Annotated in this window: 14 protein-coding genes; 11 read left to right on the forward strand and 3 right to left on the reverse strand. The window is 66.0% G+C overall.

The features are described 5' to 3' along the window. Positions 1–11 precede the first annotated feature (11 nt). From D8676_RS20765 to D8676_RS20775, 3 genes are read right to left on the reverse strand one after another with little or no spacing between them, the layout of a single operon-like run. Positions 12–1,427, reverse strand: a complete 1,416-nt coding sequence (locus tag D8676_RS20765) for an aminotransferase (RefSeq protein WP_210210741.1) — start codon at positions 1,425–1,427, stop codon at positions 12–14. Further along, on the reverse strand, positions 1,424–2,146 hold the full coding sequence (locus D8676_RS20770; protein ID WP_210210742.1) for an aspartate/glutamate racemase family protein: 723 nt from the start codon (positions 2,144–2,146) through the stop codon (positions 1,424–1,426). The genes D8676_RS20765 and D8676_RS20770 overlap by 4 nt, the downstream gene beginning before the upstream one ends. Next, a complete protein-coding gene (locus tag D8676_RS20775) occupies positions 2,143–3,045 on the reverse strand; it encodes a 3-hydroxyacyl-CoA dehydrogenase NAD-binding domain-containing protein (protein ID WP_245426990.1) in 903 nt (300 codons plus the stop codon). The genes D8676_RS20770 and D8676_RS20775 overlap by 4 nt, the downstream gene beginning before the upstream one ends. Before the next feature lie 100 nt (positions 3,046–3,145). Here D8676_RS20775 and D8676_RS20780 point away from each other — a divergent pair, with 100 nt between their 5' ends. The 11 genes from D8676_RS20780 (at position 3,146) to D8676_RS20830 (ending at position 15,128) form a co-directional block, all read left to right on the forward strand. Then, a complete protein-coding gene (locus tag D8676_RS20780; RefSeq protein ID WP_183097178.1) occupies positions 3,146–3,994 on the forward strand; it encodes a 3-hydroxyacyl-CoA dehydrogenase NAD-binding domain-containing protein in 849 nt (282 codons plus the stop codon). Beyond that, a complete protein-coding gene (locus D8676_RS20785; RefSeq protein WP_121582996.1) occupies positions 3,991–4,938 on the forward strand; it encodes a 3-keto-5-aminohexanoate cleavage protein in 948 nt (315 codons plus the stop codon). The genes D8676_RS20780 and D8676_RS20785 overlap by 4 nt, the downstream gene beginning before the upstream one ends. Positions 4,939–5,004: 66 nt before the next feature. Next, complete coding sequence (locus D8676_RS20790; protein ID WP_121582997.1) at positions 5,005–7,080, forward strand: hydantoinase/oxoprolinase family protein; 2,076 nt, start codon at positions 5,005–5,007, stop codon at positions 7,078–7,080. Beyond that, positions 7,077–8,858: a hydantoinase B/oxoprolinase family protein gene (locus tag D8676_RS20795; RefSeq protein WP_121582998.1), complete on the forward strand. Its 1,782-nt coding sequence runs from the start codon at positions 7,077–7,079 to the stop codon at positions 8,856–8,858. Before D8676_RS20790 ends, D8676_RS20795 begins: the two co-directional genes overlap by 4 nt. Positions 8,859–8,901: 43 nt before the next feature. Next, entirely contained in the window at positions 8,902–10,083 is a 1,182-nt protein-coding gene (locus D8676_RS20800) for an ABC transporter substrate-binding protein (protein WP_121582999.1), read from the forward strand. 59 nt (positions 10,084–10,142) lie between these two features. Then, the gene (locus D8676_RS20805; protein WP_121583000.1) at positions 10,143–10,862 is read left to right on the forward strand and encodes an ABC transporter ATP-binding protein; all 720 of its coding nucleotides are present in this window, start codon (positions 10,143–10,145) and stop codon (positions 10,860–10,862) included. Then, positions 10,859–11,617 carry an ABC transporter ATP-binding protein gene (locus tag D8676_RS20810; protein WP_121583001.1) on the forward strand — a complete coding sequence of 253 codons (759 nt, stop codon included), beginning with the start codon at positions 10,859–10,861 and terminating at the stop codon, positions 11,615–11,617. Before D8676_RS20805 ends, D8676_RS20810 begins: the two co-directional genes overlap by 4 nt. After that, positions 11,614–12,495 (forward strand): branched-chain amino acid ABC transporter permease, encoded by an 882-nt coding sequence (locus D8676_RS20815; RefSeq protein ID WP_121583002.1) that lies wholly within the window; start codon positions 11,614–11,616, stop codon positions 12,493–12,495. Before D8676_RS20810 ends, D8676_RS20815 begins: the two co-directional genes overlap by 4 nt. After that, the gene (locus D8676_RS20820) at positions 12,495–13,571 is read left to right on the forward strand and encodes a branched-chain amino acid ABC transporter permease (protein WP_183097179.1); all 1,077 of its coding nucleotides are present in this window, start codon (positions 12,495–12,497) and stop codon (positions 13,569–13,571) included. The genes D8676_RS20815 and D8676_RS20820 overlap by 1 nt, the downstream gene beginning before the upstream one ends. Next, entirely contained in the window at positions 13,568–14,362 is a 795-nt protein-coding gene (locus D8676_RS20825) for an SDR family oxidoreductase (RefSeq protein ID WP_121583004.1), read from the forward strand. Before D8676_RS20820 ends, D8676_RS20825 begins: the two co-directional genes overlap by 4 nt. Beyond that, a complete protein-coding gene (locus D8676_RS20830; protein ID WP_183097180.1) occupies positions 14,355–15,128 on the forward strand; it encodes an SDR family oxidoreductase in 774 nt (257 codons plus the stop codon). Before D8676_RS20825 ends, D8676_RS20830 begins: the two co-directional genes overlap by 8 nt. Positions 15,129–15,139: the final 11 nt, after the last annotated feature.

A 15,139-nucleotide genomic window follows, 5' to 3' on the forward strand; every position in this document is an offset into this window, starting at 1 on the left:
GTTCGCTGGCCTCAGGTTCCGGCGAGCGCGCGGAGTTCGCCTGTGATCGAGAACAGTGCGCTGGCGTAACCGTCAACGGCGCGATCGATCTCCGATCGGGTGATCGTCAGCGGCGGCGAGAATGAGTTCGCGTCGAGGAAGGGCAGCGCGCGCGTCAGCACCCCGTTCGCCTCCGCCGCCTTGGCCGTGAGCCGGTGCGGATTGCTGCCGGTCGGGAACGGCAGGCGGCTGGCCTTGTCGGCGGTGAACTCAACGCCGATCATCAGCCCGCGCCCGCGGACTTGGCCGACGAAAGGATGGTCGGCGAGCGCGGCGCGCAGGCGGTCGAGCATGTAGGGCCCGTTGGCGGCGCTCTGCTCCACGAGGCCCTCGCGCTGGATGATGTCGAGGTTGGCGAGCGCGATAGCGCTGCCGACGGGATGTCCGGAATAGGTGAAGCCGTGCATCACCGGTCCGGCCTTGGGCGATGCCTCCTCAAGCGCGGTCCAGATCCTGTCGGAGACGATGGTGGCGGACATCGGGAAGTAGGCGCTGGTGATGCCCTTGGCGGTGGTGAGGATGTCCGGCTTGAGGTTGAAGGTGCCAGTCCCGAACCAGTTGCCGGTCCGGCCGAATCCGGTGATCACCTCGTCGACCACGAAAAGGATATCGTGTTTGGCCAACAGTGCCTGCACTTTCTCGAAATAGCCGGCTGGCGGGATGAGCACGCCGCCCGTGCCCAGGATCGGCTCCGAGATGAAGGCCGCGATCGTTTCAGCACCTTCCCGCTCGATGGTCGCGGTTAGGCCCGCGACCAGCCGCTCGCAGAACGCTGTCTCGCTCTCGCCCGGTCGCGCGAAGCGGAAATAGTGCGGCGACTGCGCATGCAGCACGCCGTCGATCGGCAGGTCGAAGGCCATGTGATAGGCCGGGATGCCCGTCAGGCTCGCGCTTGCATAGGTCAGGCCGTGATAGCCGCCGAGCTGTGCGATCACCTTCTTCTTCTGCGGGCGACCCAGCAGATTGTTGTAGTGGCGGATGAGCTTGTAGGCCGTGTCGTTCGCGTCGGAGCCGGACGAGCCGAAGAACACGCGCGCCATCTGCGGCGCGCCGGAATGCTCCCGCAGCAGGCCGAGCAGCCGGTCGGCCACCCGGATGGTGGCCTCGTTGGAGCGACCGGCGAACAGATGCGCATAGCTGAGCTGGCGGATCGCATTGGCCGCCGTTTCGGCGATTTCCGGACGGCCGTAGCCGATGTTGACGCACCAGAGCCCGGCGGTAGCGTCGATGAAGGTCTTTCCGTCGCGGTTGCGCACCGTCGCGCCCTCGGCGTTGCTGACGATGGTCGGGCCATTCGCGGTCACGTCCGCGATCGAGGAGACCGGGTGAAAGACGCTGAGGCGGTCCATATCCTCGAGCGAGAAGTTGCCGTGGGTTTCCATGTTCATCCGTTCCCCTGTTCTTGTTTCGGATTGGCTTTGGCGGCCACGAGCCGCCGAAGTTCGCGCACCGCGCTGTCCGGCGTGGTGATGACCGGCAGGCCGCCGACGGACGCCTCGACCGTGGCTCGGGCACGCGCCATGGAGAATTGACCGAGCAGGATCGCGTCCGGCGACCCGCAATGCGCGCGGACCGCCTCGGCGACCAGCCCGTCATGGCTAGCGCCGTCGCCCGCCCGCAGCGCGTCGAGCGCGCCACGCGCGACCACGCAGTCCACCGAAACGGCGCTGCCCTTGTCATCGGCCATGGCACGTAGTTCCTGTTCCAGCACTGCGGCGGAGGGCTCGAAACTGACCACGATGAGGAAGCGAGCGCCGAGTTCCAGCGCGGCCGAAAACGCGGCCTCGTTCGGCCGCAGGATCGGAATCGGGCTGCCCCGCTTTGTGGCGTCGATCGCATCGCCGAAGGCGGAGCAGGTGAACAGGATGCCGGCCGTGCGGCCGCCAACGCCTGCGCTGTCGCGCGCATAGTCGGCGAGCACCGCGATGCGGCCATTAATGGCGGCCAGATTCCCCGCCGCTTGGGCGCGATCGGCGGACAGCGACGTGTCCAGGAGATCGAAGCACCAGGCCTCGGGCCACAGCCGCGCGAAGGCCTCCTGCGCCGGCCTGACGGACTCGTCGAGCGCGTGGACAAGCGCGATGCGTGAGTCGGATGGTGGGATCACTGGCCTGCCCCCCGATGCGCGCGCAGGATGCGCATCAGGGCCGCGTCCCGCTCGCTTTCGAGATCGGAGACCGAGCGGCCTGCGGCCTCGTCTTCGATGCCCTGCACCAGGCGTCGGCACAAGGCCTCCGTGAGGTCCGGCGTGCCGAGGGTCGCCCAGCGCCGGACCTGGCTGGGACCGAGGTGGCGCAGATAGGCGTCGAGGCCGCCCGGGCCGCCGCCCAGATGATAGGCCATGTGTGCGCCCTGCACCGACCAGCGCAGGCCCGGCCCATGAACGAGCGCGGCATCAACATCCGCCACGCTGGCGATGCCCTGGTCGACGATGTGGACCGCCTCCCGCCACAGCGCCGAAGCGAGCCGGTTGGCGATGTGGCCGACGGCCTCCTTTTCGAGGAAGACGGGCCGTCGTTCGAGGCCGGTGAAGAACCGGTGCGCCGCGTCGCGGGTCCGGGCGTCCGGCGCGAAGATCTCCACCAGCGGCATCAGATGCGGCGGATTGAACGGATGCGCTGTCACGAAACGCTCCTTGAGGGCGAGCGGCTCCGACAGGACCGACCAGGTCAGCGAGGATGTGCTGGAGGCGATGATCGTCTCGGGACCGATCGCGGCTTCAACCCGGGCGTAGAGCTCATGCTTGAGCGGAACCGATTCCGGCGCGTTTTCCTGCACCCACGACGCGGAGGCGACGGCCTCCTCGATCGTGGGCGTACAGCGGATGGTTCCTTCAAGGATATCGCCGGATTCGAGCGCGCGTATCTGGCGCAAAGCACGGTCGACGAAGGCATGAAACCCGGGAGTCCAGTCATCCGCCGGATCCCAGACGATCACGTCATGGCCATACGCGGCGAACAGTGCTGACCAGCTCTGGCCGATTAAGCCGGCGCCGAGGACGGCCACCGTGCGCCGCCCCACGTTTCCACCGTGATCTGTCATCGTTCGGACGATGTCATCTGCGCGACTCCATGTCACTCCGAGTCAAGCCCGCGAACATCAGAAAATGAGTGACATAACATTACATCAGAGGTCCCCGGCGAGTGCCGCGGCAGCGCGGGCTTGGTTGGAGCGTGAACTACCGGCCGAGGCGATGCGCCTGATCTCCGTCGTTTCCTCGCTGGAGGAAGCGCTAGAGGGCGCGGACTACGTGCAGGAGTCCGCATCCGAGCAGCTTCCCCTGAAGCGTGACCTGTTCGTGCGGCTAGCCGAAGCCGCGCCAGCGTACTGCCTCTTCGCCTCATCAACCTCCGCACTGCTGCCTGATGCAATCTTCGGCGCGTTGCCGGCGGCCAATCGCTGCCTGATCGCGCATCCGGCCAACCCGCCACACGTGCTTCCCATCGTGGAGCTGGTGGGCGGCAGCGCGACATCGCAGACGACGCTCGACCGCGCGGCCGACCTGATGGCGTCGTTGGGACAGGACGTGGTGCGCGTGAAGCGCGCCGCGCCGGGATTTGTGCTGAACCGCCTGCAGGCGGCCCTAGTCGAGGAAGCGCTCGCGCTGGTCGCCAGTGGCATCGCCGATCCGGATGACGTCGACCGCACGGTCCGCTCCGGGCTGGGGCTGCGTTGGGCCTTTGCCGGCCCGTTCGAGACGATGGACCTCAACGCATCCGGCGGGTTCGCCGCCTATGCCAAGACACTTGGTCCAGCGCTGGCGGCATCCGCGCCCGGCGGTCCGGAAAGCAGCAACTGGAACGGCGAGGCGCCGTCGATGGTGGTGAACCACCGGCGGAAGTTGCTCGACATCAACGAGATTCCGACCCGGCAGCAATGGCTCGTCGGGCGGTTGAGGGCGCTGCGCGCGCTCAAGGAAGAAAAAAACGGCATACCTGGGCAGGAGACGTCATGAGCGAGACAGTCAAGAAGAACCGCAAAGTCATCATCACCTGCGCGGTGACGGGCTCGATCCACACCCCAACCATGTCGGAACATCTGCCGATCACACCGGCGGAAATCGCGGATGGCGCGATTGGCGCCGCAGAAGCCGGCGCGGCGATCCTGCACCTTCATGCCCGCGACCCGAATGACGGCAGCCCGACTCCCTCGCCGGAGGTTTTCCAGGAGTTCCTGCCGCGCATCGCGTCGGAGACCGATGCCGTGCTGAACATCACGACGGGCGGCGGCCACAACATGACCGTTCAGGATCGGCTCGCGGCGCCGCTGCGCTTCAAGCCGGAAATGTGCTCACTCAACATGGGCTCAATGAACTTCGGCCTGTTCCCGATGCTCTCCCGCTATCCCAACTGGCGGCACGACTGGGAACCGAAGTACTTGGAGAATTCCCGCGATTTCATCTTCCGGAACACGTTCAAGGATATCGAATACATCCTCAAGCATCTCGGCGAGGACTGCGGAACGCGGTTCGAGTTCGAGTGCTACGATATCGGCCATCTATATACTCTCGCGCACTTTCTCGACCGGGGTCTGGTGAAGGCGCCGCTGTTCGTGCAGTCGATCTTCGGCATCCTGGGTGGCATCGGCGCCACACCCGCGGACGTGATGCACATGCGCGCCACGGCGGACCGGCTGTTCGGCTCGCACTACGAGTGGTCGATCCTCGCCGCCGGCCGGCACCAGATGAGCCTTTGCACCATGGGCGCGATCCTGGGTGGAAACGTGCGTGTCGGGCTGGAGGACAGCCTGTACCTCGGCAAGGGCCAGCTCGCTCGCTCCAACGCCGAACAAGTCGCGAAGATCAAGCGGATCCTGGGCGAGCTGTCGCTCGAAGTCGCTACGCCGGCGGAAGCGCGGGCGATGCTCGACCTCAAGGGTTCATCTGAGACCGCCATCTGAAGCCATCCGATCGAGTTCGGCTCTCGCTAGGGCCGCAGACAGCTGAAAGCAGGGAGAAGAGCGTTCATGCGTTTTGCCACTGACACCGGAGGAACGTTCACCGACCTCGTCGTCGAAGGAGACGACGGCCATGTGCGCATGTTCAAGGCCTCGACCACCCCGGGCGATCCGATCCGCGGCGTCCTTGACGTGCTGCAGGTCGCAGCCGATGCGTACGGTCTGGACCGCGCAGAGATGCTGCGCAAGGGCGACCTCTTCATTCACGGCACCACCCGCGCGATCAACGCGATCGTCACCAACACAGTCGCCAAGACCGCGCTGCTAACGACCTGGGGTAACTCCGAAGTTCTGGTGCTGCGCGAGGGGGGGCGCATCGAGCCGTTCAACTTCACCGTTCCCTATCCGAAGCCGTACATTCCGCGCGCCCTGACCTTCGAGATTCCGGAACGGGTGCTGTTCGACGGCTCGGTGGATGTCGCGCTCGACGAGGAGGCGGTGCTGGAGATCATCGAGCGGCTGAAGGCCGAGAAGGTTGAGGCGGTCGCCGTCAGCCTTCTGTGGTCGGTCGTCAATCCGGCGCATGAGGAGCGCGTCGGCGAATTGCTCGCCAAGCATCTGCCCGGCGTTCCGGTCACGCTGTCGCATGAGGTGAACCCGATCCTGCGCGAATACCGCCGGACCTCGGCAGCCGCGATCGACGCTTCGCTCAAGCCGTTGATGACCGCCTACATGGAGACGCTTGAATCGCGTCTGCGGGATGCGGGTTTCGAGGGGCGCGTGCTCGTGCTGACCTCTCAGGGCGGCGTGCTCGATGCCGCCGACGTTGCCAAGCAGCCGATCCACTCCATCAATTCGGGACCATCCATGGCGCCAGTCGCAGGCCGCTACTTCGCGCTCAGCGACGCGTCGACCTCCGACGCGATCGTGGCGGATACCGGCGGCACGACCTACGACGTCAGCCTCATTCGCGGCGGGACGATTCCGTGGGCGAGGGAGACCTGGATCGGACAACCGTTCCGCGGCCACATGACCGGCTTCCCGTCGATCGACGTGAAGAGCGTCGGCGCCGGCGGCGGCTCCATCGCTTCGGTGGACGAAGGCGGCCTGCTGACGGTCGGCCCGCGAAGCGCGGGGTCGGTACCCGGACCGGTGTGCTACGGCAATGGGGGAACCGAACCCACCGTGACGGATGCGGCGCTGGTTCTGGGCTATCTGAACCCTGGAAACTTCCTGGGCGGCGCGATTACGCTCGATCTCGACGCGGCCAAGCGCGCGGTCGAGGAGAAGGTCGCGAAGCCGCTCGGCCTGTCAATCGAGGAAGCGGCGGCGTCGATCCTCGACGTGGTGACCGAGAACATGGTCCATGCGATCGACGATATCACGGTCGCGCAGGGCTTTGACCCGGCGCAGGCGGTGCTGGTGGGCGGCGGCGGCGCGGCAGGCTTCAACAGCGTGCTGATCGCGCGGCGGCTCGGCTGCCGCAAGCTGATCATGCCGCAGGTGGGCGCGGCGCTTTCGGCCGGCGGCGGCCTGATCTCGGAGCTGACCAACAACTTCCGCGTCATCGCGGCGACGCGGACCGACCACTTCGATTTCGACCTTGCCCGCAACGCCATCGCGGAGCTGAACCGGAAGGCCAGGACCTTCCTCAACAACACCGGCGAACAGGCGATCGAGACCAAGGTCTCGTTCAGCATCGAGGGACACTATCCGTCGCAGGTCTGGGACATCGAAGTGCCGCTGGATGCGGACCGGCTGAGCACCGCCGAAGATGTGGTGGCGCTGGAGGAAGCCTTCCACCAGGTCCACGACAAGCTGTTCGCGGTGCGCGACGAGGGTTCACCCGTCGAGATCGTCGGGTGGCGCGTCGACATCGCGATCAAGATCCGCTCCGGCGAGATCGGCCAGATGCACAACATCGCCTCGGACGACACCGCCACGACCCGGCGCTGCTACTTCCGTGAGACCGAAACGGCGGACGTGCCACTGGTGAGCTTCGCCGCCATGTCGGAACACCTCAAGGTCGCCGGCCCGGCGATTGTGGAATCCCCCTTCACGACCATCGTCGTGTTCCCTGGCTCCGTCGCCTCGCGCGCCGCGTCCGGTTCGGTCGTCATCGATATCCCTGGAGAAAACGCATGAGCACCTCGGCCAATCGCGCGCCTTCGAGCGGCTCCATCGACGGCGTCAAGCTGGCGATCCTCAACAACCGGTGGGAGGCGGTCGCCCGCAAGATGGCGAACACCCTGCTGCGGACCGGCCGCTCCGGCGTGCTGGCGACCGCCCGCGACTTCTCCTGCTGCATTGTGACCGCAGACAACCGGCTGCTTGCGACGGCGGAGAGCATTCCGATCCACGTTCTGGTTGGGCCGGACATGATGGCGCAATCCATGTGCGACCTTCACCCCAATCTGCGCCCGGGTGACGCCTTCCTGCACAACTCGCCCTATCATGGCTGTTCGCACGCGGCGGACCTGTCCGTGCTCGTGCCCGTATTCGACCAGGCGGGTCGGCACCGCTACACTGCGATCGTGAAGGCCCACCAGGCCGACATCGGCAACTCGATCCCGACGACCTATTTCGGGCACGCCCGCGACGTCTACAACGAGGGCGCGCTGATCTTCCCGGCCGTGCAGGTCCAGCGTGACTACAAGGACATCGATGACATCATCCGGATGTGCAAGATGCGCATCCGCGTGCCGCAGCAATGGTGGGGCGACTATCTCGGCATGATGGGCGCCGGCCGTATCGCCGAGCGCGAAATCCACGCCATGGGCGAGGAGTTCTGCTGGGACGAGCTGGCCGGTTTCGGTGAGCAGTGGTTCTCCTACAGCGCCGAGCGCATGCGCACCGCCATCGCTCAGCTTCCGAAGAAGACGGCGACCGCCTCCAGCACGCATGACGCGCTGCCCGGCACGCCGGAGGAAGGAGTGAAGATCAACGCCACCGTCGCGGTCGATTCCGAGAACGGCTACATCGATATCGATCTCACCGACAACATCGACGCACTCGAGCTCGGCATCAACGTGTCCGAGGCCTGCACGCGCACCGCGGCGCTGATCGGGGTGTTCAACTCGATCGACCATCGCGTCCCGCGCAATGCCGGCTCGTTCAGCCGCGTCCGCGTGAAGCTTCGCGAAGGCGCGGTGGTCGGCATCCCGCAACATCCAACCAGTTGCTCGGTGGCGACGACCAACGTCGCGGACCGCATCAGCAACTCCGTGCAGACCGCGATCGCCTCGATGGACAGCCGCTTCGGCCAGGCTGAGACGGGCGCGCTCAGCCCTGCCACCATGGCGGTGATCTCCGGCAAGGATCCGCGCAAGGGCCGACCCTTCGTCAACCAGATCTTCCTGGGCGCGACCGGCGGTGCCGGCACGCCGACGCAGGATTCCTGGATGACCATCGCCCACGCTGGCAATGCGGGCATGCTCTACATCGACAGCATCGAAATCCTCGAGCTCGCCTATCCGATCCGCTGCTACCAGCGCCGTCTCGTGACCGACTCCGAGGGAGCCGGCGAGTTCACCGGCGCGCCGAGCCTGATGGGTGAATACGGGCCGCACGGCTGCAGCATGACGGTAAACGCCGTCAGCGATGGCACCGTGAACGCCGCCAAGGGCGCGGCCGGCGGCGGCGCGGCGCAAGGCGCCCGCCAGTTCCGCAAGCGCGCGGACGGCTCCCTGGAAGAACTGCCAGTTGTCGTGTCGGTGACCATCGCTCCGGATGAGCGGGTCGTCTCCTACTCGTGCGGCGGCGGCGGGTTCGGCGATCCTAAGAGCCGGGCCATGGAGAAGGTCGTCGCTGACCTTCGCGAAGGGCTCATCAGCGAGCAGCGCGCTCGCGATGTCTACGGGGTCACCGTGAAAGGTGACTTCGCCGTTGACCTGGCCGCGACGGAGGAACTCCGCTCGGCCTGATCGAAGAAGAAGAGTGGGAATAGACAACAGAGGAGAACTACGCATGAAACATCTTCTTGCAGCGGTGGGAGCCGCGGCACTGTCGATCGCTCTCGCGGGCAGTGCTGTCGCTGAAGGCGATCCGATCGTGATCGGCGTCGCATCCGGTCAGACCGGCACGCTCGCTCCGTGGGACCAGGGCGCGGCGCGCGGTGCCGAGCTCGCTGTCGACGACATCAACGCCAAGGGCGGACTGCTCGGACGCCCCCTCAAGCTGGTCGTGCGCGACACCAAATCCGATCCGTCGCTCGGCCCGACGGCCGCGCTGGAAGTGCTCGACGAGGGCGCCGAGATGGTGCTGGTTGCCTGCGACTATGACTTCGGCGCGCCGGCCGCGCTGGCCACGATCTCGGCTGGAAAGATCGCCATGGCGAGCTGCGCCGCCGACCCCAAGTTCGGCGTCCAGGGCGTCGGTCCGCTCGCCTTCACAATGGCGCTGGCGACCAACGGCCAGGGCGCGCTTCTGGCGGAGTTCGCCGCGGAGCAGGCCGGATGGGACAAGGTCTACATTATGCAGGACACGGCCATCGAGTACACCAAGTCGCTCTGCGAGAACTTCCGCAAGCGCTGGGTGGATTTGAAAGGTGAAGACAGCATCGTCGGCGAAGACACTTGGAACGGCCTCAACGACAACGCGATTTCCGGCCAGATCTCGCGCATGAAGTCGGCCGGCGGCGACGCCAAGTTCGTCATGTGGTGCGGCTTTACAAACAATGGCTCGATGATGCGGCAGGTGCGTTCGGCCGGCATCGACCTGCCGATCCTGGCCTCGGAATCGATGGACGGCTCGCACTGGATCGAGGCGGTTCCGGACCTTTCCGATTTCTACATCGCGGTCTACGCTTCGATCTGGGGCAATGACCCCGAGCCCAGAATCCAGACCTTCATGGAGCGCTACAAGGAAAAGTTCAACGAGCCCGCCAAGATGGGCCACGTCGTCACCGGCTACACCGCTGTTGAAGCCTGGGCGCATGGCGTCGAGAAGGCCGGCAGCCTGGATGCCGAGGCGATCAAGGCTGCCATGGAGACGTTCAACAACGAGCCGTTGCTGACTGGTGGCGCCACCTTCACGCCCGAGCTTCACATCAACCTGACCAGCCCCATGCTGATGATGAAGGCGACTGGCGGCAAGTTCGAGTCGATCGGACGCCGCGCGGCCCAGACGGTCTATCCGCCACAGTTCTGACCGCAGCCCACTGCTGCCGCGGGAAACCCGCGGCAGCCCTTTCAACCGGAGGCAGCCGCATGAACCGTACTCTTGCCGCGACCAACATCACCGTTCGGTTCGGCGGGCTGACCGTCATCCACGAGGTGGACCTGCACATCCGCCCGGCCGAGGTGCTGGGCCTGATCGGTCCGAACGGGGCGGGAAAGACCACCTTCGTCAACGTCCTCACGGGGTTCCAGAAGCCGAAATCCGGCTCCGTCCGTATCGGCGACACGGACATCACCTTCACCAAGCCGGAACATCGCGCCCGCTCGGGCCTCGTCCGCACCTTTCAGGCGGTCCGGCTGTTCTCGGCCATGACCGTTTCCGAAAACATCGCTGCCGCCGGGCTCGCCATCGGCCTTTCGCGGGCCGAGGTCCGCAACCGCGAACGCAGCCTGGTCGAACTGCTCGATCTCGGCGACTGGGTAGACGTCAAAGCCCGCGCACTGCCCTACGGCATCGAGCGCCGAGTCGGCATCGCCCGCGCCATGGTCTCCAACCCCGCCTTCATCATGCTCGACGAGCCGGCCGCAGGCATGAACGAGGAAGAGGCCATGGCCTTCCTCGCGGTCGTCCGCGCCATCCGCGAGACCGGCGCCGGCGTGCTGCTGATCGAGCACAACATGGGTGTCGTGTTCCGGCTCTGCGACCGCGTCCAGGTGCTGCAGAGCGGCCGGACCCTTGCTGTTGGCACCCCCGACGAAATCCGCAGCCACTCGATGGTGCGCGAAGCTTATCTGGGGAGCTCGGCGTGAACCATCTCCAGATCGACAACCTCACCGTCGTCTACGGCGCTGTCCGCGCTATCGCCGGCATCTCCATCCATGTCCGCCAGGGCGAGACGGTCGCGCTCATCGGCCCGAACGGCGCGGGCAAGACATCGCTGCTGTTCACGGTCGCCGGTGTGGTCGCGCCACGATCCGGAACGATTAAGGTCAATGACCGGGACCTCGCTGGCATGAGCGCCGAGGCGCGTGTCGCCAATGGTATCTCGGTGGTGCCGGAGAACCGCGAGGTCTTCACGAAGCTCAACGTTCACGAGAACCTCCTGGTCGGCGCCAGCCTGCGCAAGGACCGGGCCGCGATCCAGGCCGACACCGATCGCATGTACACGCTGTTTCCTCGCCTCGCGGAGCGGCGGCAGCACATGGCGGGTTTCCTCTCCGGCGGCGAACAGCAGATGCTGGCCATCGCCCGCGCGCTGATGGCCCATCCGAAACTCCTCATGCTCGACGAGCCGTCGCTCGGTCTTGCCCCGGTGGTCACCGACAAGGTTTACGAGGCGATCGGCGAACTGAAGAAGGGCGGCACCTCGATCCTGCTGGTCGAGCAGAATTCAGAACGCGCCTTTGCCGTCAGTGACCGCGCCTACCTGATGCAGGCCGGCCGTCTGGTCGCAGAGGGCGCGCCGGCGCAACTCGCCCAGGACGGAATTGTCGAGCAGACGCTGTTCGGACGCGCCGCAGCGCGCATCGTCGGAACCCCGAACAATATACAGGTGACCCCATGAACGCCTTGCAGATGCTGATCGACGCCGCCAGCGTCGGCGGGCTCTACGCGCTGACCGCGCTTGGTCTCGGGCTGATCTTCGGCGTCATCGGCCTCGTGAACTTCGCCTATGGCGAGTACATTATGGTGGGTGCCTACGTGCTGCTGCTGACCGCGGGCGTGCACTGGCCGTTCGCGATCCTGGCGGTGCTGATCTTCGTCATCCTGTTTGCGCTGGCGAGCGACTGGCTCGTGTTCCGCCAGGTTCGGCGTGCCCAGCCGGAAACGTTGATGATCGTTTCCTTCGGGCTGAGCTTCATGATCCAGCACTTGTACGTGGTGCTTTTCGGCTCGCTGACCCGGACGGTGAACTTCCTGCCCGAGATCAACCGCAGCATCGAGATCGGTGGCCTGCGCGTGGCGGGCGTCAGCATCCTGCAGATCGCCGCCACGATCATCTTGACGACGGCGCTGGCGCTGGTGATCAACTACACGAAGATCGGCTACCAGATGCGCGCCGTGTCGGAGAACCCGCGCATGGCACGGCTGGTGGGCGTGAACAGCAACCGGATCGTCGCGGCCGCCTTCGCGATCAGCGCGGTGCTGGCGGTGACGGTGACCGTGCTGTTCGTCGCGCAGACCGGATCGATGACGCCGTTCTTCGGCGTGTCGCTGACGATGATCGGTTTCGTCGCGACGGTCATCGGCGGGCTCGGAAGCCTGCCGGGCTGCGCACTGGGCGGCTTCCTGGTCGGGGCGCTGACGACGCTCCTTCAGATGATGCTGCCGTCTCACCTGCAGCCTTTCCGGGAAGCCTTCGTCTTCGCCGCCGTGATCATCGTGCTTTTGGTTCGGCCGCAGGGCCTGATCGCCGTCCGGTCCGCATGGGAGCGTGTCTGATGCCAGCCAAACCGACTTCGACCCCGGGCGAGATCCTGCGCTTCCTGGCGCCGCTGGCGGTCTGGATACTCGTCCTCGTCGTCCTGACCTTCACGCTGTCGTCCATCAGCCCCGCGATGTCGCGCATCGTGACGGACACGCTGATCAAGCTCGTGATGGTCACCGGGCTCTACATCTTCATCGGCAATTCGGGGATCCTGTCCTTCGGGCACGGCGCGTTCCTGATCGTGTCGGCCTATGCCTCGGCCTGGCTGACCATTCCGCCGATGATGAAGAAGGTGATCCTGCCGGGCCTGCCGGCCTTTTTGCAGACCGTCCACCTGGACCCGGTGCTGGGGCTCCTCGGCGGGATCGTGCTCGCGGTGCTGCTCGCGCTGGTGATCGGCATCCCGCTGATGCGGCTGAGCGGCATCGCCGCGTCGATCGCCACCTTCGCCTTCTTTGTCGTGATCTCGGTGATCTACAACAACTGGACCGGGTGGACGAAAGGCACGGCCTCCCTGGTCGGACTGCCGGTCTATGTCGGGCCGAAGGTCGCGCTGCTCGCCGCCTGCGTGGCGCTGCTGGTCGCCTGGCTGTTCCAGCGATCGAGCTACGGACTGCTTTTGCGGGCGACGCGCGAGGACCTCGTGGCGGCGCGCGCCTCCGGCATCCCGGCCGAGCGCCTGCGCCTGCTCGCTTTCGTCCTCAGCGCGGCCGTGGCTGCCCTGGGTGGCGCGCTGTGGGGTCACTACAATGGCGCGCTGACGACGGCGAACAATGTGTACCTGAACCTGTCCTTCACCATCATCGCGATGCTGGTCGTGGGCGGGGTGCGCAGCCTGTCCGGCATGGTGGTCGGGACGCTCGCGCTGTCGCTCGTGGCGGAGGTCTTCCGCCGCCTCGAGATCGGCATCGACGTGTTCGGCCAGACGCTCGTGCTGCCGGGCGGCAGCCGTGAAGTGTTGCTCGGCTTCTGCATGCTGCTCGCGCTGATCCTGCGGCCGGAGGGCCTGACGCGCGGTCGCGAGCTTTCCTTCAGCAAGCGGAAGTCGCCACCGCTTGCGGCTACCCAGATCGTGGAGGCTGCCCGGTGAGACTCGACTGCACAGACAAGCGCGTGGTGGTGACCGCCGGCGGCTCCGGTATCGGCCTCGCCATTGCCGACGCGTTCCGCGACGCCGGTGCCCGCGTGGCCATCTGCGATGCCGACGCGGATGCCGTCGCACGCTCTCGCCACATCGCCAGCCAGTGCGACGTGGCCAATGAAGCGCAGGTCGCGGCCTTCTTCCAGCTTGCCCTGTCCGAATTGGGCGGGATCGATGTGCTGGTGAACAATGCCGGCATCGCCGGGCCGACGAAGAAGCTAGAGGATGTGACGCTGGACGAATGGGAGCGGACGCTGGCCGTCAACCTGTCCGGCCAGTTCCTCAGCGCGAAGGCGGTGATCCCGACGATGAAGGGCCAGCGATCCGGCGCCATCATCAACCTGTCGTCGACCGCCGGCCGGATGGGCATGCCGCTGCGCGGGCCTTACTCGGCCTCGAAATACGCGGTTCGCGGCCTGACGGATGTGATGGCCATCGAGCTTGGCGAATACAACATTCGCGTCAACGCGCTGATGCCGGGCATGGTGGCCGGACCCCGGCTCGACCGGGTCATAGCCGAGCAGGCGGCGTCAAAGGGCATGGATGGCGCGGCTTACATGAACCTGCTGCTGCACAACGTGTCCATGCACAAAACCGTCAGCGCGGCCGATGTCGCAGCAATGGCGGTTTTCCTTGGCTCCGATACGGGCGCGACGATCTCCGGCCAGTCGATCGGCATCTGCGGCAATTTCGAGAGCTATCGGTCGCCCCTCGTCACCCAGGAGGTCGCTCATGGCTGATCTGGGCTCGCTGTTCTCGCTGGAGGGACGCACCGCCCTGGTGACCGGCGCTTCGTCGGGGATCGGCAAGGATGCCGCGCACACGCTGGCGCAGGCGGGAGCGAAGTTGGTTCTGGTCGCACGCCGTAAGGAGCGGCTGGAGGACGTTTGCGGGCAAATAGAGGCTCTTGGCGGGCGTGCCTCCGTGCATGCGTGCGATGTCTCCGACCCAACGGCAATCACGGCACTGGCCGCTGACCTCGCGGCTGCCGACAGTCTGCCGGACATCCTGATCAACAGTGCGGGCACGATCGACCGCAACCCGTTCGCGAAGGTGGCGCTCAACGACTGGAACCGCGTGATCGCGCTCAACCTGACCGCGCCGTTATTGCTGGCTCAGGCGTTCGGGCCCGCGATGCGGCAGCGCGGCTGGGGCCGGATTGTCAACGTGGCCTCGATCCTTGCCCTACATGGCAAGCCGAACGCGCACTCTTATGCCGCGACGAAGCATGCGGTCGCCGGCCTGACCCGCAGCATGGCCGCGGAGCTGGGTGGAGACGGGATTTGCGTGAATGCGTTGTGTCCAGGTTATATCAGGACGGAGATCAATGTAGTACTTCAGCAGGACCAGGCGTTCAATGACAAGCTTCACGCCCGCGTGCCGCTGAATCGATGGGGGCTCGTGGATGATCTGCGCGGGCCTCTCTTGATGTTGTCTTCCGACGCCTCGTCTTTCGTCAACGGTCACCTGATGGTCGTGGACGGCGGCCTGACCGTCACGCATTGAACACTTGAAGG

It is taken from the genome of Mesorhizobium sp. YM1C-6-2, assembly GCF_003666685.1.
Classification (GTDB): domain Bacteria; phylum Pseudomonadota; class Alphaproteobacteria; order Rhizobiales; family Rhizobiaceae; genus Mesorhizobium_K.